General features: G+C 55.7%; 19 protein-coding genes and 1 pseudogene. 10 read left to right on the top strand and 10 right to left on the bottom strand.

The genetic code is table 11. The annotated features are described in order from the left end of the window. Both AC1MKH_RS02610 and AC1MKH_RS02605 read right to left on the bottom strand, forming a co-directional pair. Positions 1-909: a dihydrodipicolinate synthase family protein gene (locus AC1MKH_RS02610; RefSeq protein ID WP_276220580.1), complete on the bottom strand. Its 909-nt coding sequence runs from the start codon at positions 907-909 to the stop codon at positions 1-3. Positions 910-1110: 201 nt separating this feature from the next. Further along, on the bottom strand, positions 1111-1563 hold the full coding sequence (locus tag AC1MKH_RS02605) for a YhcH/YjgK/YiaL family protein (protein ID WP_276220581.1): 453 nt from the start codon (positions 1561-1563) through the stop codon (positions 1111-1113). Positions 1564-1761: 198 nt separating this feature from the next. Here AC1MKH_RS02605 and AC1MKH_RS02600 point away from each other — a divergent pair. From AC1MKH_RS02600 to ridA, 5 genes and pseudogenes are all read left to right on the top strand, one after another. After that, positions 1762-1893, top strand: a pseudogene (locus AC1MKH_RS02600) (pyrBI operon leader peptide); the annotation flags it as partial. Then, complete coding sequence (locus tag AC1MKH_RS02595; RefSeq protein WP_436650360.1) at positions 1836-2015, top strand: pyrBI operon leader peptide; 180 nt, start codon at positions 1836-1838, stop codon at positions 2013-2015. The pseudogene AC1MKH_RS02600 and the gene AC1MKH_RS02595, both read left to right, overlap by 58 nt. Further along, positions 1967-2902, top strand: a complete 936-nt coding sequence (gene pyrB, locus AC1MKH_RS02590; RefSeq protein WP_276220582.1) for an aspartate carbamoyltransferase — start codon at positions 1967-1969, stop codon at positions 2900-2902. Before AC1MKH_RS02595 ends, pyrB begins: the two co-directional genes overlap by 49 nt. A gap of 12 nt (positions 2903-2914) precedes the next feature. Next, positions 2915-3376, top strand: a complete 462-nt coding sequence (pyrI, locus tag AC1MKH_RS02585; protein WP_149462916.1) for an aspartate carbamoyltransferase regulatory subunit — start codon at positions 2915-2917, stop codon at positions 3374-3376. Between the two features lie 73 nt (positions 3377-3449). Next, a complete protein-coding gene (ridA, locus tag AC1MKH_RS02580) occupies positions 3450-3836 on the top strand; it encodes a 2-iminobutanoate/2-iminopropanoate deaminase (RefSeq protein WP_149462915.1) in 387 nt (128 codons plus the stop codon). A gap of 95 nt (positions 3837-3931) precedes the next feature. Here the strand turns inward: ridA and mgtA are convergent, their stop codons facing one another. After that, a complete protein-coding gene (gene mgtA, locus AC1MKH_RS02575) occupies positions 3932-6640 on the bottom strand; it encodes a magnesium-translocating P-type ATPase (protein ID WP_276220583.1) in 2709 nt (902 codons plus the stop codon). Positions 6641-7030: 390 nt separating this feature from the next. On the opposite strand from mgtA, the gene treR reads away from it, so the two are divergent. The 5 genes from treR to nrdG all read left to right on the top strand — a co-directional run bounded on the left by treR (position 7031) and on the right by nrdG (position 14368). Next, entirely contained in the window at positions 7031-7978 is a 948-nt protein-coding gene (gene treR / locus AC1MKH_RS02570) for a trehalose operon repressor TreR (RefSeq protein ID WP_276220584.1), read from the top strand. 131 nt (positions 7979-8109) lie between these two features. After that, entirely contained in the window at positions 8110-9528 is a 1419-nt protein-coding gene (treB, locus tag AC1MKH_RS02565) for a PTS trehalose transporter subunit IIBC (RefSeq protein ID WP_276220585.1), read from the top strand. Positions 9529-9579: 51 nt separating this feature from the next. Continuing rightward, positions 9580-11235 (top strand): alpha,alpha-phosphotrehalase, encoded by a 1656-nt coding sequence (gene treC, locus AC1MKH_RS02560; protein ID WP_276220586.1) that lies wholly within the window; start codon positions 9580-9582, stop codon positions 11233-11235. Between the two features lie 383 nt (positions 11236-11618). Continuing rightward, positions 11619-13757, top strand: a complete 2139-nt coding sequence (gene nrdD, locus AC1MKH_RS02555) for an anaerobic ribonucleoside-triphosphate reductase (protein WP_276220587.1) — start codon at positions 11619-11621, stop codon at positions 13755-13757. 146 nt (positions 13758-13903) lie between these two features. Continuing rightward, complete coding sequence (nrdG, locus tag AC1MKH_RS02550; RefSeq protein ID WP_276220588.1) at positions 13904-14368, top strand: anaerobic ribonucleoside-triphosphate reductase-activating protein; 465 nt, start codon at positions 13904-13906, stop codon at positions 14366-14368. Here the strand turns inward: nrdG and AC1MKH_RS02545 are convergent. The 7 genes from AC1MKH_RS02545 to AC1MKH_RS02515 form a co-directional block, all read right to left on the bottom strand. Beyond that, positions 14365-14655: a type II toxin-antitoxin system RelE family toxin gene (locus AC1MKH_RS02545; RefSeq protein WP_276220589.1), complete on the bottom strand. Its 291-nt coding sequence runs from the start codon at positions 14653-14655 to the stop codon at positions 14365-14367. The two genes, nrdG and AC1MKH_RS02545, sit on opposite strands and share 4 nt — an antisense overlap. Next, positions 14645-14887, bottom strand: a complete 243-nt coding sequence (locus AC1MKH_RS02540; protein WP_276220590.1) for a type II toxin-antitoxin system RelB/DinJ family antitoxin — start codon at positions 14885-14887, stop codon at positions 14645-14647. The genes AC1MKH_RS02545 and AC1MKH_RS02540 overlap by 11 nt, the downstream gene beginning before the upstream one ends. A gap of 77 nt (positions 14888-14964) precedes the next feature. Continuing rightward, positions 14965-16878, bottom strand: a complete 1914-nt coding sequence (locus AC1MKH_RS02535; protein ID WP_327621876.1) for a BglG family transcription antiterminator — start codon at positions 16876-16878, stop codon at positions 14965-14967. Positions 16879-16898: 20 nt separating this feature from the next. Next, entirely contained in the window at positions 16899-18050 is a 1152-nt protein-coding gene (locus AC1MKH_RS02530; protein ID WP_276220592.1) for a lactonase family protein, read from the bottom strand. A gap of 147 nt (positions 18051-18197) precedes the next feature. After that, positions 18198-18938 carry a 2-dehydro-3-deoxy-phosphogluconate aldolase gene (dagF, locus tag AC1MKH_RS02525; protein WP_276220593.1) on the bottom strand — a complete coding sequence of 247 codons (741 nt, stop codon included), beginning with the start codon at positions 18936-18938 and terminating at the stop codon, positions 18198-18200. Continuing rightward, positions 18935-20053, bottom strand: a complete 1119-nt coding sequence (locus AC1MKH_RS02520; RefSeq protein ID WP_276220594.1) for a DgaE family pyridoxal phosphate-dependent ammonia lyase — start codon at positions 20051-20053, stop codon at positions 18935-18937. Before AC1MKH_RS02520 ends, dagF begins: the two co-directional genes overlap by 4 nt. Continuing rightward, complete coding sequence (locus AC1MKH_RS02515; RefSeq protein ID WP_276220595.1) at positions 20037-21170, bottom strand: amidohydrolase/deacetylase family metallohydrolase; 1134 nt, start codon at positions 21168-21170, stop codon at positions 20037-20039. The genes AC1MKH_RS02520 and AC1MKH_RS02515 overlap by 17 nt, the downstream gene beginning before the upstream one ends. Positions 21171-21193 lie beyond the last annotated feature (23 nt).

Genomic DNA, 21193 nt, shown 5'->3' with positions numbered 1-21193 from the left:
TCAGCAGAGTTCAAGGCGTTTCAGCAGCGCTTTTAACTGCTGGCGACGCGTATCATCCAGCACACCAGCAGGCGGCATCGTCCAGGTCGACATCTCGCGTCCGCACAGCACCATCGCCTCTTTAATCACGTTCACAAACGGGGTATCCAGTTGATAAATCTGCGGCACCTGCACCAGCTTCTGATGAATTTTCGCCGCCGTACCGAGATCGCCCTCAAGGAATGCGCGACGCAGATTCACCGACAGCTGCGGGGCAAAGTTTACGCTTGCTGAAATCGCACCGTCGCCCCCCATCATCAGGGTATTGAACAGGTGATCATCATAGCCGCACAGCACGCTAAAGTGCGGATGCTCTGCTTTCACTGTGTTAATCATGCTACGGATATGGGCGATTGAGTCGATGGTATCTTTAATGCCAACGATATTTTTGCGCGATGCCACCAGACGTTTCACGATGGCAGGCGTGAGATCCTGCCCGGTCAGCGCCGGGAAGTTATACAGGATTATCGGCAGCGTGACGCTATCCGCCACCTGCTGGTAGTAATTCACCAGGTTCTCTTCCGACACTTTCCAGTAGTAAGGGTTGATCACCACGATCCCATCCGCGCCGCACTCTTGCGCATGCTGGCTAAGCGCGATCGTTTCACGCGCGTTGGTGCCGCCTGTACCGATGAGCACCGGTACTCGCTGACTAACATGCGACGTCACAAACTGTGCAACCGCCTTGCGTTCATCCAGCGAAAGCTGGGAAAACTCACCGCCACTGCCGAGGAAGAAAAGCCCATCCACACCCGCGGTAATAAGATCGTCAATCAATACACCGGTGCTCTTCGCATCAAATTGCCCATCTGGCGTGAACAATGTTGAAACCGGAGGAATGATGCCTGAGAACTGCACTGCTGGTTGCATGGGAACTCCTTCATTTTAATTTTGTTCTACATTATAGAACAGTGTTCTTATTTATAAATTCACTGTAATCCAGGGCAGGCGTAGAGGTAAATCAGAGAGAGGGGAAGGTTGTGCGTTTTTTAGGCTTGATCACAAAATGGGGAGCAACGGAATGTAACGGGGCAAGTACGAGCTGGGGTACTCGCCCCCAGCTCAAAAGTCTTACTCAACCAACATCTTCACCACAATCTTGCGCACTTTCGCGGGCGTGCCGACCGCACACAGTGGCTTATGCACTTCCCCCGGATAGAACACCACAAAATCGCCTTCGTTCAGAATAACGGTTTTCTCTTCTTTTCCTTCCGGCAGGAAAGCGATGTCTTTATCTGCCAGCCAGTCGGTCTCCGGCGCGCCCGCAGGCAGCGTGCTGAAGGTCATCCCCTCCTGGCCTTTCACCAATATCTGGATATCCAGATAACGTGCGTGATACTCGGCACGACGTTTTTCACACGGCTCGGTCATATCTTCCGCTACCAGATAAAAGGCGCGGTCGCCGTCGATAGGGTGCTTGCCCAACGCGGTCGCATCGTTCACTTCGGCTTTAACATGCGCGATCGCCTGGCGCAGTGCTTCCGGCAGCCACGGCTGCACATTATGGATGTTGCCAACAATCATGGTAATACCTCAATTAAAACATCGTTTCATTTTTAGTTGTTATACGAGAATTCAGGCTGCCATACCACTACTTTTTGATGGGGATTTGCGCTGGCGCATAGTTATTGAATGATGATGGTAATGAATGGGTTACAACTGCATATCAGTGGTGATTATGTGCATTAGTATTCAAAGAGAATCGTTTTCGTCGCGTAAATTATGAATCTGATACTTGATTCAAAAACAGACCTGCGTATAATCCCGTCCCGTTTGCCGGGAGGAATTATGGTTCAGTGTGTACGACATCGCGTCTTACCGCGTCTGAAAACAGACGCTGGCCTGCCGTTTTCTTTCCGTTGCTCACTCATTCTCGAAGCCCCTTATTTAAGGGGCTTTTTTTTTGCGCAGGCGTCAGGAGAAAAACATGGCTAATCCGCTGTATCAAAAACATATCATTTCCATCAACGACCTGAGTCGCGACGATCTGGAACTGGTACTGGCTACCGCTGCAAAGCTGAAAGCAAACCCGCAACCGGAACTGCTGAAGCACAAAGTGATTGCCAGCTGTTTCTTCGAGGCGTCAACCCGTACCCGCTTGTCGTTTGAAACCTCAATGCATCGCCTGGGCGCGAGCGTGGTCGGTTTCTCCGACAGCAACAACACCTCGCTCGGTAAAAAAGGCGAAACGCTGGCGGATACCATCTCGGTGATTAGCACCTACGTCGACGCCATCGTGATGCGTCACCCGCAGGAAGGCGCGTCACGTCTGGCAACCGAGTTCTCCGGCGGCATTCCGGTGTTAAACGCCGGTGACGGCGCTAACCAGCATCCGACGCAAACGCTGCTCGACCTCTTTACCATTCAGGAAACACAGGGCCGTCTGGAAAATCTCAACGTGGCGATGGTTGGCGACCTGAAATATGGCCGCACCGTTCACTCCCTGACCCAGGCGCTGGCGAAATTTAACGGCAACCGCTTCTACTTTATCGCCCCGGACGCGCTGGCGATGCCACAGTACATTCTGGATATGCTCGACGAGAAAGGCATTGCCTGGAGCCTGCACAGCGCCATTGAAGAAGTGATGGCGGAAGTGGATATCCTTTATATGACGCGCGTGCAGAAAGAGCGTCTGGACCCGTCAGAATACGCCAACGTGAAGGCGCAGTTCGTGCTGCGCGCCGCCGACCTGGAAGGCGCACGCAACAATATGAAAGTGCTGCACCCGCTGCCGCGTATTGACGAAATCACCACGGATGTCGATAAAACGCCGCACGCCTGGTACTTCCAGCAGGCTGGCAACGGTATCTTCGCTCGCCAGGCGTTACTGGCACTGGTTCTGACTCGCGACCTGGATCTGTAAGGGGAAATGACTATGACACACGATAACAAACTTCAGGTAGAAGCCATCAAACGTGGCACGGTAATCGACCATATCCCGGCGCAGGTAGGCTTTAAGCTGCTGACCCTGTTCAAACTGACTGAGACAGACCAACGCATCACCATCGGCCTGAATCTGCCTTCCGGCGAAATGGGCCGCAAGGACCTGATTAAAATCGAAAATACCTTCCTGACCGACGAGCAGGTCAACCAGCTTTCCCTGTATGCCCCGCAGGCGACGGTGAATCGCATCGACGAATATGAAGTGGTCGGCAAATCGCGCCCAAGCTTGCCGGAACGTATTGATAACGTGCTGGTTTGCCCGAACAGCAACTGCATCAGCCACGCCGAGCCGGTTTCATCCAGCTTTGCAGTGAAAAAACGTGCCGATGATATCGCACTCAAATGTAAATACTGCGAAAAAGAGTTTTCCCATTATGTGGTGCTGGCCAACTAATTGAGGTTGGTAATGAAATCCCGGCTGCTATAATGGCCGGGAACATTCTTAACGCTGTAATTTTGGAGAAAACATGAGCAAAGTACTCGCGACGGAAAATGCACCAGCCGCTATCGGCCCATACGTTCAGGGCGTTGATCTGGGTAGCATGATCATCACCTCCGGTCAGATCCCGGTAAACCCGAAAACCGGTGAAGTGCCGGAAGACGTAGCCGCTCAGGCGCGTCAGTCGCTGGATAACGTAAAAGCAATCGTTGAATCAGCAGGCCTGAAAGTCGGCGATATCGTGAAAACTACCGTTTTCGTGAAAGATCTTAACGATTTCGCGACCGTTAACGCGACTTATGAAGCCTTCTTTACCGAGCATAACGCCACCTTCCCGGCACGTTCTTGTGTGGAAGTCGCACGTCTGCCGAAAGATGTGAAGATTGAAATTGAAGCGATTGCGGTACGTCGCTAATAGCGACGCGGCAAGCGCCTGATGGCGCTACGCTTATCAGGCCTACGGCATATCGCGCGTAGGCCGGGTAAGCATCAGCGCCACCCGGCACTGTTTTACTGCCAGCCGTACCGGCGGCTAAAGAACCCTTTCACCATCTGCGTCAGCGTCATATATCCCGCCAGAATCGCAATCAACCACGGGAAGTAGGAGAGCGGCAGCGCCTGCAGCTGCAAATACCCCGCCAGCGGCGAGAACGGCAGCGCGATACCGACGACCATCACCACCAGCGTCATGATAATCAGCGGCCAGGCGGCACGGCTCTGGATGAACGGAATGCGGCGCGTGCGGATCATATGCACAATCAGCGTCTGCGACAGTAACCCCACTACAAACCAGCCGGACTGGAACAGGGTCTGCGCTTCCGGCACGTTGGCATGGAAGACAAACCACATCACGCAGAAGGTCAGAATGTCGAAGATGGAGCTGATCGGCCCGAAGAAGATCATAAAGCGCCCCAGTTCAGACGGCTGCCAACGCTGCGGTTTCTGAATCTGCTCGTCATCAACGTTATCAAACGGAATCGCGACCTGGGATACATCGTACAGCAGGTTCTGAATCAACAGATGTAACGGCAGCATGGGCAGGAACGGCAGGAAGGCGCTCGCCACCAGCACGCTGAAGACGTTACCGAAGTTGGAACTGGCCGTCATCTTGATGTATTTCAACATGTTGGCGAACGTCCGGCGGCCTTCGATAACCCCCTCTTCCAGCACCATCAGGCTTTTTTCCAGCAGGATGATGTCGGCGGCTTCGCGGGCAATATCCACCGCGCCATCGACAGAAATTCCGATATCCGCCGCACGCAGCGCGGGCGCATCGTTGATACCGTCTCCCATAAAGCCGACCACATGACCTTCGCGGCGCAGCAACGTTACGATGCGCTCTTTATGCATCGGCGTCAGGCGAGCAAACAGCGTGGTGCGCAGCGCCAGCGCCGCCAGTTCGTCGTCGCTCAGGGTTTCAATATCACTGCCGACCACCACCTCACCAACGTCCAGCCCCACTTCATGGCACACTTTCGCCGCCACCAGCTCGCTGTCGCCGGTGAGAATTTTCACGGTGATACCGCTCTCTTTCAGCGCTTTCAGCGCCGGTGCGGTGGTCTCTTTCGGCGGATCGAGGAATGCGATGTACCCTTCCAGAATCAGGTCGGACTCATCAATACGCTGGTAGTCGCCAACACGCGCGGACAGGTACTTGCTCGCCACCGCCACCACGCGCAGCCCCTGACGGTTAAGCGTGTCGGTGACACGTTTAATGCGGCGCAGCATGGTTTCGTCCAGCGGAACGATTTCGCCGTTATGGCGAACCTGCGTTGAGACGTTGAGGATCTCCTGCAATGCGCCTTTGCAGATCAGTTTGTGCACGGACGGACGTTCGCTAACCACCACCGACATGCGGCGACGCTCGAAATCAAATGGGATCTCATCCACTTTCTGCCACTGCCCGGATAGCTCGCGCGCAGCATTTTCATCCACGCCTTCCAGCACGGCGGTATCCAGCAGGTTCTTTAGCCCGGTTTGATAATGGCTGTTGAGCCAGGCGGTATGCAGCACGCGCTCGCTGGCTTTACCAGAGATATCCGTATGATTTTCCAGTACGATTTTATCCTGCGTCAGGGTACCGGTTTTATCGGTACAAAGGATATCCATCGCGCCGAAGTTCTGAATAGCATCGAGATGCTTGACGATGACTTTCTGTTTGGAGAGTTTCACCGCCCCGCGCGCCAGCGTCGAGGTGACGATCATCGGCAACATTTCCGGCGTTAAGCCGACGGCAACCGACAACGCAAACAGCGCCGCTTCCCACCAGTCGCCTTTGGTGTAGCCGTTGATCAGCAGCACGATTGGCGTCATCACCAGCATAAAGCGAATCAGCAGCATACTGACGCGGCTGATGCCTTTCTGGAACGCATTCGGTTCACTCTCCTGCTCGCTGACGCGCCCGGCCAGTTGACCAAACCAGGTGTGACCGCCCGTCGCCGTGACGATAGCCTGCGCCGAGCCGCTCACCACGGTGGTGCCCATAAAGCAGAGGGTATCGCACTCGAGCGGGTTTGCCTGCTGTGGGTCACGGCTGCGCGCGACTTTTTCAACGGGCAGCGACTCGCCGGTGAGCGATGCCTGAGCGACGAAAAGATCGCGCGCCTGCACAACCCGCAGGTCTGCTGGGATCATGTCGCCCGCCGACAGTTTGACAATATCGCCCGGTACAAGCTGGTCGAGCGGTATTTCACACCAGCGGCTTTCGCCCTGAATATTCACCACGCGCAGCACGGTGGCGGTGTTGCTCACCATCGCTTTTAATGCGTCGGCAGCGCGAGTGGAACGCGCCTCCTGCACAAAGTTAAGCAGCGTGGAAATCACCACCATCAGCGCAATCACCCCGGCGGCGAAGAGATCTTCGGTCGAGTAAGAGACGATGCCCAGCACCGTCAGCAGCAGGTTGAAGGGGTTGCGATAGCAGCTCCACAGGTGAACCCACCACGGCGCGGGCTTCTGCGCCGGGATTTGGTTATCGCCGTAACGTTCGCGTTTCGCGTTAACTTCAGCCTCGTTAAGCCCTTCCGGATGCGTACCAAAAGCATGCCATACGGCCTCTTCGTCCATCATTGCCACATTCAGGCAGTGCTGGCTCAGAGAATCCGGCATCGGAACGCCAGAGAGATTTTTGCCATCCGGCATCGGGTCGCGCTGGACTAAACGGCGTGGCAGGTGGCGGCTGAGCTGCGCAAGCAGCTGCCGGGTCATATTTTTCAGCATAAAACGTCCCCCGCATCCATTGAATATGGACGCAGATCGGCTGACAGGCACAGGTAATCCGTACCTGTCAGGCACTTAATTTTTCAAACAGGGACATCGAGGATGTCACTGCCTCACGTGTTCGGTAAGGCAGCGAAAACTGACTTACCGGAAAATTACGCTCCCGTGCGGGAGAGGGGTGGGATCGGGATCCATACGGCCTCCGGTAAGATGAATGATTAATAGCGCCGCACATTATACGTATAAAACCATAATGTTTGTGCCAGTTCGGGCGGTATAATACCCCCCGGCAACTAAACCGAACGTAAACCAGACTTTGCTCATTGCGGATTGTTTGCGTAGGATGAAACACTTAGTCTGAAATAACATTTTATTAACATGGAAAACGAGATGCAGAACCGGCTGACCATTAAAGATATTGCACGCCTGAGCGGAGTGGGAAAATCGACCGTTTCCCGCGTGCTGAATAATGAAAGCGGCGTCAGCGATCGTACCCGTGAACGTGTTGAAGAAGTGATGAACCAGCACGGTTTCTCCCCTTCTCGCTCCGCGCGTGCGATGCGCGGGCAGAGCGATAAAGTGGTCGCCATTATCGTCACGCGTCTCGATTCCCTTTCAGAAAACCTTGCCGTACAAACCATGCTGCCGGTGTTTTACGAGCAGGGTTACGACCCCATCATGATGGAAAGCCAGTTCTCGCCGGAGAAAGTGGAAGAGCATCTCGGCATGCTGAAGCGACGTAACATCGACGGCGTGGTGCTGTTCGGTTTTACCGGCGTTAGCGAAGCTATGCTGGCGAACTGGCAGTCGTCGCTGGTGATGGTGGCGCGCGATGCCAAAGGTTTCGCCTCGGTTTGTTATGACGATAAAGGCGCCATCAACATCCTGATGCAGCGCCTCTACGACCAGGGGCATCGCCATATTAGCTACCTTGGCGTTCCCCACAGCGACGTCACCACCGGCAAACGCCGCCACGATGCGTATCTCGCCTTCTGCAAAAAACATAAACTCAACCCGGTCGCCGCGCTGCCCGGCCTCGCCATGAAGCAGGGCTTTGAATATGCCAGCAAAGTGATGACGCCGGACACTACCGCCCTGCTGTGCGCCACCGATACGCTGGCGCTGGGCGCAAGTAAATATTTCCAGCAGGAACGCATGGATAACGTGCAACTCGCCAGCGTCGGCAACACGCCGCTGATGAAGTTCCTGCACCCGGAAATTATCACCGTCGATCCCGGCTATGCCGACGCCGGACGTCAGGCGGCAGAACAGCTGATAGGCCAGGTAATCGGACGCGCCGAACCGCGTCAGATTATTATTCCCGCCAACCTCATCTAAGCCTGAACGCGTAAATTATGTGATCCTCGCTGCGTTTCGGGAACGTTCCCATTTTCTAAAAATCGGTTAACGGATAGGCTACTGCTCAGGTCATCAACACAATATCTCTCCTCGGCACTGAGGTTTTCATAATGAGTAAAATAAATCAGCAGAACATCGATAAACTTATCGAGCTGGTCGGCGGACGCGATAACATCGCCACCGTCAGCCACTGCATTACCCGCTTACGTTTTGTCCTCAACAACCCGGCGAAAGCCGATCCGAAAGCCATCGAAGAACTGCCAATGGTAAAAGGCTGCTTCACCAACGCCGGGCAGTTTCAGGTGGTCATTGGCACTGAAGTCGGAGATTACTACCAGGCACTGATCGCCTCAACCGGCCAGGCGGCAGCAGATAAAGAGCAGGCCAAACTGGCGGCGCGCCAGAACATGAAGTGGCATGAACGCATGATCTCGCACTTCGCGGAGATCTTCTTCCCGCTGCTGCCAGCGCTGATTAGCGGGGGCTTGATCCTCGGTTTCCGCAACGTGATCGGCGACCTACCGATGAGCAACGGCCAGACGCTGGCGCAAATGTACCCGTCGCTGCAAAGCATCTACGATTTCTTATGGCTGATTGGCGAAGCCATCTTCTTCTACTTACCGGTGGGTATCTGCTGGTCGGCGGTGCGCAAAATGGGCGGTACGCCGATTCTGGGTATCGTGCTCGGCGTTACGCTGGTCTCCCCGCAGCTGATGAACGCCTACATGCTGGGCCAACAGGTGCCGGAAGTATGGAACTTCGGCCTGTTTACCATTGCGAAGGTTGGCTATCAGGCACAGGTTATCCCTGCGCTGCTGGCGGGACTCGCATTGGGCATTATTGAAACGCGCCTGAAGCGTATCGTGCCGGATTACCTCTATCTGGTCGTGGTTCCGGTCTGCTCATTGATTCTGGCCGTCTTCCTCGCCCACGCCTTTATCGGCCCGTTTGGCCGTATGATTGGTGATGGCGTCGCCTTTGCCGTGCGTCACCTGATGACCGGTAGCTTCGCGCCGGTTGGCGCTGCGCTGTTCGGCTTCCTGTACGCTCCGCTGGTGATCACCGGCGTTCACCAGACTACGCTTGCTATCGACATGCAGATGATTCAAAGCATGGGCGGCACGCCGGTTTGGCCACTGATTGCGCTCTCTAATATTGCGCAGGCTTCGGCGGTAGTGGGCATCATTATTTGCAGCCGCAAGCAGAACGAGCGTGAAATTTCCGTGCCCGCCGCCATTTCCGCCTTCCTCGGCGTAACCGAACCGGCCATGTACGGCATCAACCTGAAGTATCGTTTCCCGATGCTGTGCGCGATGGTAGGCTCTGGCCTCGCTGGCCTGCTGTGCGGCCTGAGCGGCGTAATGGCAAACGGCATTGGCGTCGGCGGCCTGCCGGGTATTCTTTCCATCCAACCGACCTACTGGCAGGTCTTTAGCCTGGCAATGCTGATTGCCATCGTTATTCCTATCATCCTCACCTCGGTGGTTTACCAGCGTAAACACCGTCAGGGCACCTTGCAGATTGTTTAATGTTTTCACTTTGGGGCGCTCTTGCGCCCCTTCGCATTTCAGGATAGCACTATGAATATTCTTCCCCACTGGTGGCAGAACGGCGTTATTTACCAAATTTATCCAAAGAGTTTTCAGGACACGACCGGTAGCGGCACCGGTGATTTGCGCGGCGTAACCTATCGCCTCGACTATCTGAAGACGCTGGGCGTCGACGCCATCTGGCTGACCCCTTTTTATGTCTCGCCGCAGGTTGATAACGGCTACGACGTGGCGAATTACACCGCCATCGACCCGGCCTACGGTACGCTGGACGATTTCGATGAACTGGTGGCCGAGGCGAAAGCACGCGGTATTCGTATCGTGCTGGATATGGTGCTCAACCACTCCTCCACGCAGCACGCCTGGTTCCGTGAATCGCTGAACAAAAAGAGCCCGTACCGCGAGTTCTATATCTGGCGCGATGGCGAGCCGGGCACCCCGCCCAATAACTGGCGCTCGAAATTTGGCGGCAACGCCTGGCAGTGGCACGCTGAGAGCGAACAATATTACCTGCACCTGTTTGCGCCGGAACAGGCGGACCTCAACTGGGAAAACCCGGCGGTGCGCGCCGAGCTGAAAAAAGTGTGCGAGTTCTGGGCCGATCGTGGTGTCGATGGCCTGCGTCTTGATGTAGTGAACCTGATTTCAAAAGATCAGGCATTCCCGTCTGACCCGGACGGTGACGGACGTCGCTTCTATACCGATGGCCCGCGCGCTCACGAGTTCTTACAGGAGATGAGCCGCGATGTCTTTACCCCACGCGAGCTGATGACCGTGGGCGAAATGTCGTCAACCTCGCTGGAGAACTGCCAGCAGTACGCCGCGCTGGATGGCCGCGAACTGTCGATGACCTTTAACTTCCACCACCTGAAAGTCGATTATCCCGGCGGCGAGAAGTGGACGCTGGCGAAGCCGGACTACGTCGCCCTGAAAGCACTGTTCAGCCACTGGCAGCAGGGCATGCATAATCGCGCGTGGAATGCGCTGTTCTGGTGTAACCACGATCAGCCGCGCATTGTTTCGCGCTTTGGCGATGAAGGCGAGTATCGCCTGCCCGCCGCCAAAATGCTGGCCATGGTGCTGCACGGCATGCAGGGCACGCCTTATGTTTATCAGGGCGAAGAGATAGGCATGACTAACCCGCATTTCACGCAGATAACTGACTACCGCGATGTCGAGAGCCACAATATGTTCGCCGAGCGGTTAGCGCAGGGCCAGGACGCGCAAACCTTGCTGGCGATCCTCGCCAGTAAATCACGCGATAACAGCCGCACGCCGATGCAATGGAATGGCGAAGCGCACGGTGGATTCACCACCGGCACGCCATGGATCGCCCTGTGCGACAACTATGAAGCGATCAACGTCGATACGGCGCTGAACGATCCGAATTCGGTGTTCTACACCTATCAGCAGTTAATTGCGCTACGTAAAACCACGCCGATTCTGACGTGGGGCGATTATCAGGATCTTCTGCCCGATCATCCGTCCCTGTGGTGCTATCGCCGCCAGTGGCAGGGGCAAACGCTGCTGGTGGTCGCTAACCTTAGCGCAGAGCTCCAGCACTGGCAGCCAGACGCCCCTCACGGCGACTGGACGGCCTTAATCAGTAACTACGACGAAGTGGCAAGCGCCCCGTCTGAAATGACGCTACGGCCTTTTGAAGCGGTCTGGTGGCTACAAAATTAACCCTCTCAACCGGCGACTTTCGGTCGCCGGCCCTCTGCAAATCTTACTGTTTTTGTTGAATTTTTAAGCGGTCTTCAGTACTGCAAAATTTACATTAGCCGTAGCGCCCGTCATCTGTACGCTTCGATTTTTACTTTGTTCTACATCAATAAAATCGCAAACTTGTTTGATGCAAATCACTATATATAGACCTTAGAATGCTCGCCGACCCAACATGTTGGGTTTTATCGTCTACAATATCACCATACCCTTCCAATGAAGAAAGGGGGTGATATGTGGATAAATTTGACTGGAGAAGCGCTAACACGCGGACAGGCTTTGTAAATCTCGCCCCCGCCCCGACTTCAGTTCTGTGGATAACCTGTTTTTATAATGGAGTGATCATGACACCGCATGTGATGAAACGCGATGGCTGTAAAGTGCCGTTCAAATCAGAGCGCATCCAGGAAGCTATCCTGCGTGCCGCTAAAGCAGCGGGAGTCGATGACGCAGACTATTGCGCCACCGTCGCGGCAATCGTAAGCGAGCAGATGCAAGGCCGCAGCCAGGTTGATATCAACGAGATCCAGACCGCGGTTGAAAACCAGCTGATGTCTGGCCCGTACAAGCAGCTGGCGCGCGCCTATATCGAATATCGCCATGACCGCGACAGCCAGCGTGAAAAGCGTGGCCGCCTGAACCAGGAGATTCGCGGCCTGGTCGAGCAAACCAACTCGGCGTTGCTCAATGAAAACGCCAATAAAGACAGTAAAGTGATCCCAACCCAGCGTGACCTGCTGGCCGGTATCGTCGCGAAACACTACGCACGTCAGCACCTGCTGCCGCACGACGTCGTGATGGCGCACGAACGTGGTGTTATCCACTATCACGACCTTGATTACTCCCCGTTCTTCCCGATGTTCAACTGCATGTTGATCGACCTGAAAGGGATGCTGACGCAGGGCTTTAAAATGGGTAACGCGGAAATCGAGCCGCCGAAATCCATCTCTACCGCGACTGCCGTTACCGCGCAGATCATCGCGCAGGTTGCCAGCCACATTTATGGCGGCACCACCATTAACCGTATTGATGAAGTCCTGGCCCCGTTCGTGACCGCCAGCTTCAATAAACATCGCCAGACCGCTGAAGAGTGGCAGATTCCGGACGCAGAAGGCTACGCCCATTCCCGTACGGAAAAAGAGTGCTATGACGCCTTCCAGTCGCTGGAATATGAAGTCAACACGCTGCATACCGCCAACGGCCAAACGCCGTTCGTCACCTTCGGTTTTGGTCTCGGCACCAGTTGGGAATCGCGCCTGATTCAGCAGTCCATTCTGCGTAATCGTATTGCGGGCCTCGGCAAAAACCGTAAAACCGCCGTGTTCCCGAAACTGGTGTTCGCTATCCGCGACGGCCTGAATCACAAACCGGGCGATGCGAACTACGACATCAAACAGCTGGCGCTGGAATGCGCGAGCAAGCGCATGTATCCGGACATCCTGAACTACGACCAGGTCGTGAAAGTCACCGGTTCGTTCAAAACCCCAATGGGCTGCCGCAGCTTCCTCGGCGTGTGGGAAAACGAAAACGGCGAGCAGATCCACGATGGCCGCAACAACCTCGGCGTCATCAGCCTGAACCTGCCGCGCATCGCGCTGGAGGCCAAAGGCAATGAAGACGCGTTCTGGAAACTGCTGGACGAACGTCTGCAGCTGGCGCGTAAAGCGCTGATGACCCGTATCGCACGTCTGGAAGGCGTGAAAGCCCGCGTGGCTCCTATCCTGTATATGGAAGGCGCGTGCGGCGTGCGTTTGCAGGCTGACGATGACGTTTCTGAAATCTTCAAAAACGGTCGTGCGTCTATCTCACTGGGTTACATCGGCATTCACGAAACCATCAATGCGCTGTTTGGTAATCAGCACGTTTATGACAATGAAGCGCTGCGCGCCAAAGGCACCGCCATCGTTGAGCGTCTGCGTCAGGCCGTTGACCAGTGGAAAGATGAAACCGGCTACGGCTTCAGCCTCTACAGCACACCGAGTGAAAACCTGTGCGATCGTTTCTGCCGCCTCGACACCGCTGAATTCGGCGTGGTACCTGGCGTCACCGATAAAGGTTACTACACCAACAGCTTCCACTTAGACGTTGAGAAAAAAGTTAACCCGTACGACAAAATCGACTTTGAAGCCCCGTACCCGCCGCTGGCGAATGGCGGTTTCATTTGCTACGGCGAGTACCCGAACATTCAGCACAACCTGAAAGCGCTGGAAGATGTCTGGGATTACAGCTACAAGCACGTGCCGTACTACGGCACCAACACGCCGATCGATGAATGCTACGAGTGCGGTTTTACCGGTGAGTTCGAGTGCACCAGCAAAGGCTTCACCTGCCCGAAATGCGGCAACCACGACGCCTCCCGCGTATCGGTCACCCGCCGCGTGTGCGGCTATTTAGGTAGCCCGGATGCGCGTCCGTTTAACGCCGGTAAGCAGGAAGAAGTGAAACGCCGCGTGAAACACCTCGGCAACGGGCAGATCGGTTAAACGACTACCCCTCACCCCGCCCTCTCCCACAGGGAGAGGGCGAAAACCGCTCCGGCCTAAATGTTCTGCTCGGTCGGTCCCCTCTCCCTGTGGGAGAGGGTTAGGGTGAGGGGCTCCAGCCCGCACAATACTCAAGAAGAACAACCATGAATTACCATCAGTACTACCCCGTCGATATCGTCAATGGCCCCGGCACACGCTGCACGCTGTTTGTGGCAGGTTGCGTTCACGAATGCCCCGGCTGCTATAACAAAAGCACCTGGCGCGTGAATTCAGGTCAGCCATTCACCACCGAAATGGCCGACCGCATCATTGCCGATCTCAACGACACGCGCGTGAAACGTCAGGGGATTTCACTCTCCGGCGGCGACCCGCTGCATCCGCAAAACGTGCCGGAGATTCTTAAACTGGTCAAACGCATCCACGCGGAATGCCAGGGAAAGGATATCTGGGTGTGGACCGGCTACAAGCTGGACGAGCTGGACGCCGCGCAAATGGAAGTGGTCAACCTCATCAACGTGCTGGTTGACGGTAAGTTTGTGCAAGATTTAAAAGACCCTGCGCTTATCTGGCGCGGCAGCAGCAATCAGGTGGTGCACCACCTGCGCTAGTCTTCGAGCCGTTTGTCAGCATCCTGATAAACGGCAGATTTCTCCCGTTTGCCAATCGCTATCACCAGCACCGTAACCTGAGCCTCTTGCACCTGGTAAACCAGCCTGAACCCGGAAGCCTTTAGTTTGATTTTGTAGCAATCGGGAAACGTTCGTAACCTGTCAGCTTCATTGCGAGGATGAAGCAAAACTGACTTCAGTTTCTTTTTAAACTGCCCCCGGACGGTCGCACCTAACTTTTGCCACTCTTTTAACGCCCTCGGGTCAAAGGCCAGTTCATAGATCATCCAGACTGACCTTAACGGCCTCTTGCGGATTGGCCAGTCTTTCCCTGACAGAATGCAGCAGCGCCTCTTCACTGTCGCTTATAGTGACGTTTTTTACCGGCATCCGCCCGTTATCCGCCACATACTGAAACAGTAATCGCACGGCTTCCGTGGGAGTGATGTTGAGTTTTTCCAGCACGGCGTATGCCTCTTTCTTGAGTTGATCGTCAAGCCTGACGTTGATGGTCGCCATTGTGCCCCCAGAAAAAGAAAAAGTGTAATGCATTATAGCATTACACTCGTTTTACATTCGATTCTGGAAAACGCCTCTCAAAACCGGCTCACACACTCCATCGCCACGGTTTTAAACTCCGCAAAATCCCGACAGGTGCACAACCGTGCCATTGCGCGTTCGCGCAGGAAGGTGACAAAAATATCGTAGATCGCCATCGCTTCTTCATACTCGCGTTTGCTGATCGCGAGCAGGAAGATGACGTGCGCGGTTTCCTCGCCCCACGCAATTCCCTGCGGTGCCAGCACCGTGTAGACCACCGTTTTTTGTGCCAACAATCCCAGGGCGTGAGGCAGCGCGATGCCGTCGCCGAGCATGGTACTGACGATGGCTTCACGCTCCACAACTGAAGAGTGGAACTCGGCGTCAACAAAGCCTTCATCATGAAGCTGAGCGCAAAGTTCGCTAAATAATGTCTGTTGGTCGATATCGCCGTCGATAATGCGAAAGTGCGCAGCATCGAAATATTTGTTCAGCATCCACGGACGGGTGCGGTCCACCAGCACCAGTTTGCCGATTTGTTCAAGCTGGAACTCGGTCGGGAACGGGGCGATGGTCACCACCGGTTTATCTTTTTCGTTAATGCGGGCGGTCGAGATAACAAAGTCTTCACTGATGCTCTCCCGCTGTTCGTAATCACGCAGCGAGAGCACATCGGTCACGTCAATTTGCGGGTATTTGCGCTGCAACACCGCTTCAATCATGCGCACCATCGCCGTGCTGGTGTCGCACACCAGCAGGACACGCGGCTGGCGCTGATAGCCAATGTTGTAATGTCGCTCCAGCCCGACGCCGATGTGCAGCACCAGGAACCCAACTTCGTTTTCGCTGATGGTGTACGGGGTGTATTTTCCCCAGCTCGACACCGCCGCCAGCGTCATGTCCCACGCCATCGGGTAGTGCTGTTTGATGTTATCCAGCAGCGGGTTGGGGATCATGATTTGATAACGCACGCGGGTGATCATGGTTTTGATATGGGTGAGCAGGTCCGCGTGCAGCTGATCGTCGTTTTGCAGGTTGTAGTTATAGTGGCTGTTGATGTAGCTGAGAATGTAGTTCACCAGCGCTTCGGCATCGTCGGCACTGATGGCGCTTGGCGAAACCTGCTGCGTCTGACGCGCGGAGATATGCACGCACAACCAGGCTTTCTCCGAGTCGGCCAGCGGTTTGCCCGCCAGTTTCTGCATGGCCGCCGCGATATCGCGCGCCGCTTCGCGCACGTTCTGCGAGACCTCCTCTTCCGCCGCAAACTCTGCCAGCGGGAAACCTTCGCTGATACGGCGTACCGCTACTGCGCAGTAAAGACGAATGAAGCGTTCACCTTCGTCGGTCAGGCGAATCGCGTGGCGGGTGAGCGTTTCCTGCAACGTCGCGGTAAGCGATGTGATAGCCCCCGCATTGAGCGCTTCCGCCATCAGTTGGGCATTAAACCCTTCCTGCTGCGGCAGTTCCCAAAGAATATCCGTCAGGCATGCGCGAATAGAGACTTCACTGCCAAACAGCTTCATGCCGTGGCGCGGGCGCGTCTCCAGCGTCAACTGATAACGCTGAAAACGTTCACGCACAGCGATCATGTCGTTTTGCAGCGTGGCGCGGCTGACAAACCACTCATCCGCCAGATCTTCCAGCTTGAGTGAAAACGCGGATGTCAGAAAGCGCACCGCCAGTGAATGCTCACGCTCGCTTGCCGAACGCGGAATTCGTAGCGTGCTCGGCGCGCTTTCTTCCAGCTTTTGATAGCGATTCGGGTCGCTGATATTGAGCTGATAGCCGCTGCCGCGCGTGAGTGTAAACTGCGCGCCGTAGCTCGCCAGCAAGGCATTGAGCGCCGTGATATCGGCGCGAACGGTACGGGTGGAAACGGACAACCGTGCAGCCAGCTCATCCTGCGGCAAAACTTCGTTTTGCAGTAAATTGAACAGTTGGGCTAAACGTTGGTTGGGGAATCGCACGTCAGTTTCCTTATTACGCCTCAGGGGTTAAACGAAATCACCATCTGCGATGGGCTGCCCACCGATGTGTATTCGGGGACAAACGTTAGCTTGCCATCGTCAGGCGCGACGCGAAAACGGGTGATGTTATCGCTGCGCTGATTCATCACGTACAGCCAGCGACCCGCGCTATCCAGCGTCAGGCTGCGCGGGTAGTCGCCTCGCGTCCATATATTATCATTTTGAATCAATGAACCGTCATTCATAACCGTGAAGTGAGCAATACTGTTGTGCAGGCGGTTGGCAACATACAGCTGTTTTCCGTCCTCACTGATTGCCAGCCCGGCGGCGAAGTTGGTTCCCTGATACGCTTTCGGCAGCGACGATACCGTTTTCCCTTCCTGGAGTTGCCCGGTTGTTGCATCAAGTCGGTAATGCGTCAGCGTGGAAGACTCTTCGTTGATCAACCAAAGCCCATCGCCTTTTGCTGTAAACACAAAATGACGCGGCCCCGCGCCCGGCGACGAAGCATTGATGAATGGCGGCGTGTTGGGGATCAACTTGCCGTTCTTTTCATCCAGACGATACTGGTAGATCCGATCGAGGCCCAGATCGGTTGAAAAAACATATTTCCCGCTGGGATCGGCGGCGATCATGTGAGCATGCGGGCCATTATGATCGCTGGCGGCAAAGCTGCCTTTTACCGCAGCCGCAGGTTTTGCGGCGCCGGGATCACCCGCATCCTGATGAAAATCGCTGGCCTCCGCCAGGCTGCCATCAGCTTTCACTGGCAACATCGCCACGGAACCGCTGACGTAATTCGCCACCAGCAGATGCTTTCCACCAGGCGTCAACGAGAGATACACCGGGCCCGCGCCGCCAGATGAAACCTGATTCAGCTCATGGAGTGCGCCCTTCTCATCCACCCGCAACGCCTGCACCATGCCCTTCTCTTCTTCGCTCGCGACATACAGGGTTTTGCCATCGGCAGAGACGGTAAGCTGCGCAGCATTGGGCAACGAGCTGACCAGAGTTTTGTCGCTTAACGCCCCGGTTTGGCTGTCGAGGGTAAAGCGGTACACGCCTTCGCCGTTGGGGTTGTAGGTGCCCACCCACGCGTATTGCGTCTGCGCGATGGCGGTAGTAGCAAGCAGAGAAAGTGAAGCGACAAGCAGGTGGTGGGATGGGTGCATGATGGCTCCTTGGGAATGGTGTGGTTGGTTTCCCCTCACCCTAACCCTCTCCCGCAGGGAGAGGGGACCGACAGTGCAAATGTGAAAGACCTGCGCTGGTTTTCACCCTCTCCCTGCGGGAGAGGGCCGGGGTGATGGGTGCCCTTATTACTTCACTAACACCTTCGTCATCTCCAGCAGCGCGCGCACGTCGTCCGGGCGAGTGTTGCCGCTGGCTTTATCAATAATAGAACTGTAGATGTGCGGGATGATTTTGCTTACGCCAGCATCGAGGGCAATTTTCAGGATCTCGCTGAAGTTTTCCAGATCGATCCCACCCGTTGGTTCCAGCCAGAAATCGTGACGCGCGCAGGCTTCCGCCACCGCTTTGTATTCCTCACGACACTTCAGGCCACCCATCGGGAAGTATTTGATTGAGCTGCCGCCCATATCTTTTAGCAGAGCGATCGCCGTTTCAACCGGCACGATGCCATCCGGCGCGGTGCTGCTCAGCGGCCCGGTGGAGATTTTCACCATGCCCGGCGTGCCGGTTGGAGAGACCAGACCGTTCACTACGGTGTCGTTCTGGCCCAGCAGCGCACGGCTGGTTCCTACACCGGTGAAGACCTGGTTGACGTGCTGCGGCTGCACTTCAGCAGAGATGGCGCTGACCATTGCCGACTGATTCGGGTCGCCCGCGCCCAGACCCACGGAGAGTGCATTATCAATCCGCGCCGCGTAATCACGCATATCCGCCACGGCGCTGGCCACGTCCGGGTAATTTTTGGAGAGCACGCCCACCAGCACATGACCTTCCGCCGCTTCATAAATCTCGCTGGCGTTTTCTTTGCTACCCGCCAGAACGTTCAGGCAGACGCGGTCACGGTAAAAGTTTGGGGTCAGTTTCATGCGTTAATCTCCTGTTTGATCACTTCAGCAATACGGCGGGCCACGATATCCAGCTGCGCCTGGTCGACGCTGCGCACGTCGGCTTCGATAATGCCTTCGTTGGCTTTGTAGCCACGGAAGTAAATGGCGTATTGTCCCTGCTTCAACGCATCGACCAGCTCGCCCGTGCCAATGCCGGTAACGGCTTCGTCGAATTTAATTTCGGTACGCGCGATATCACGCCCGGCGCTATCCCAGACCACGCGAGCAGACACGCCATTGAGCGTATTCAGTGCGTCGATAAACGGCGTCATCTTCGCCACCATCTCCGCGCCGCTCTCTTTCGTTGCGGTAAGGTAGTGTTCAATGGCGCAGGTCAGGCCGAGAATGCCCTCTTTGCCCACTTTCATTGCGCGGCCAATGCCCGCGGTCTGGCGCTTCACCCACTCAACGTACTGGGTTTTGCCGATCACCAGTCCGCTGGTCGGCCCTTCGATGGCTTTCGCACCGCTGTAAATGACCAGGTCCGCGCCCGAGCGGTAGTAGCATTGCAAGTCTTCTTCCGCTGCGGCATCGACAATCAGCGGCAGGTTATGTTTGCGAGCCACAACAACCGCCTGCTCAACGCTGAGCATGCTTTTCTGCACGCAGTGGTGAGATTTGATATACAGGATAGCCGCCGTGCGTGGGGTAATTGCCGCCGCCAGTTGTGCTGCGGAACATTCGTTGGCGTAACCCGCTTCCACCAGTTTGCCGCCGCCCAGCGCAACCATCGTGCCCACCGGCGCACCGAAGTTGACGTTATGACCTTTCGGCAGCACGATTTCGTTGTTTTCAACTGGCGTGACGTGCAGGTTTTCCAGAAGCCAGTCGCTGTCTTTCACCAGCACCGCCGCCACGGACTGCGCGATGCCTGCCGATGCGCAGGAGACGACCGTCGCCCCTTCCACATCCAGCAAATTAGCAATGTACTCGCCGGTTTTATTGACCAGGTCTTTCATCTCGAAGTACTGGTTCATGCCGTCCATCGCCGCCTGTACCACTTCCGGGCGTGGGGTTGAAACGCCCAGCGCCGTCATACGGCCAGAGGTGTTGATCACTTGCTTTAAATTGTATTTCTCAAAAATCGAAGGCATTTTCTGCACTCCCTTGTTCGGTCATATAGCCCTTGCCTGCACGAACGGCAGCCAGCGGCACCAGAATTTTGTCAGCCTGAAGCGAAACGTTTTCCGCATCGGTCAGGCTCATTGGTTGATCTTTCACAGTGAAAATCGTCAGATCCGCATCCATCCCCGGCGCCAGGTGACCTTTATGAGTCAGTCGTAAGCCTTCTGCGGCATGCGAGGTGACGCAGGCAATGACCTGCGGCAGCGACAGACCGATGGCGAGGAATTTGGACATCACCAGCGCCAGCGAGCGTACCGGGCCGTCGATGCGATTGCGGCAGTAGATATCGGAACTGATGGTGTGTGGCAGAATGCCCATTGCGATGGCGCGTTTCGCTACCTCAAAGCTAAAGCTGGCGGTACCGTGGCCGACATCCAGACGCACGCCACGCTTCAGCGCGCGCGTAATCGAGGCGCGCAGTTCGCCCTCCGGCGTCAGGATGCGGTTCGGTTTGCCGTTGTAGCAGTGGGTAATGATGTCACCAGAACTCAGCAGGTCTGCAATCTCATCCAGGTTCGGCGGGTTGTTGCCGATATGCACCATCAGCGGCAAATCGCCGTTGGCTTGCTGCATGGCTTTCGCATGTTCCAGCGGCGTGATGCCGTTTTCGCCCACCACACTGCTGCTCATCCGCGCCTTCAGGCCGACGATAAAATCAGGGTGACGTTTTACCGCCTGTTGCACCGCATCGGCGTCAATATTGGCCATATTGGCCAGCTCGTTCTGGGCAATCAGCCCAACGCGGGAGATATTCAGCAGCGCATAAACGTCGGTCGCCGACTGGCGGGTGAGTTCATAGAATTCATCCACGTCATCTGCCCCGGTGCTACCGGCATCGATAACGGTGGTTACGCCGGTGGCGATACCGACGCTATCGGGTTCGTCGTGATAAATCGGCGATTTCGGGTAGCAGTGAACGTGGGAGTCAATCCAGCCCGCGCTGACGTAGTAGTTGCCGTGCAGGTCGATCGTTTTCTTGGCGGGTGACGTCAGGTCGCCCAGCGCGTGGATTAAGCCATCCTGAATGGCGATATCGGTCAGGGTATCGTCGACGAGGCGCGCACCGCGCAGGAGTAAATCAAACATCTCGTTCTCCTGAGAGAGCGGGC

It is taken from the genome of Pseudocitrobacter sp. CD920760, from assembly GCF_057782505.1.
The sequence above is the reverse complement of the archived record's forward strand: the minus strand, read 5'-3'. Positions and strand labels throughout refer to the sequence as shown.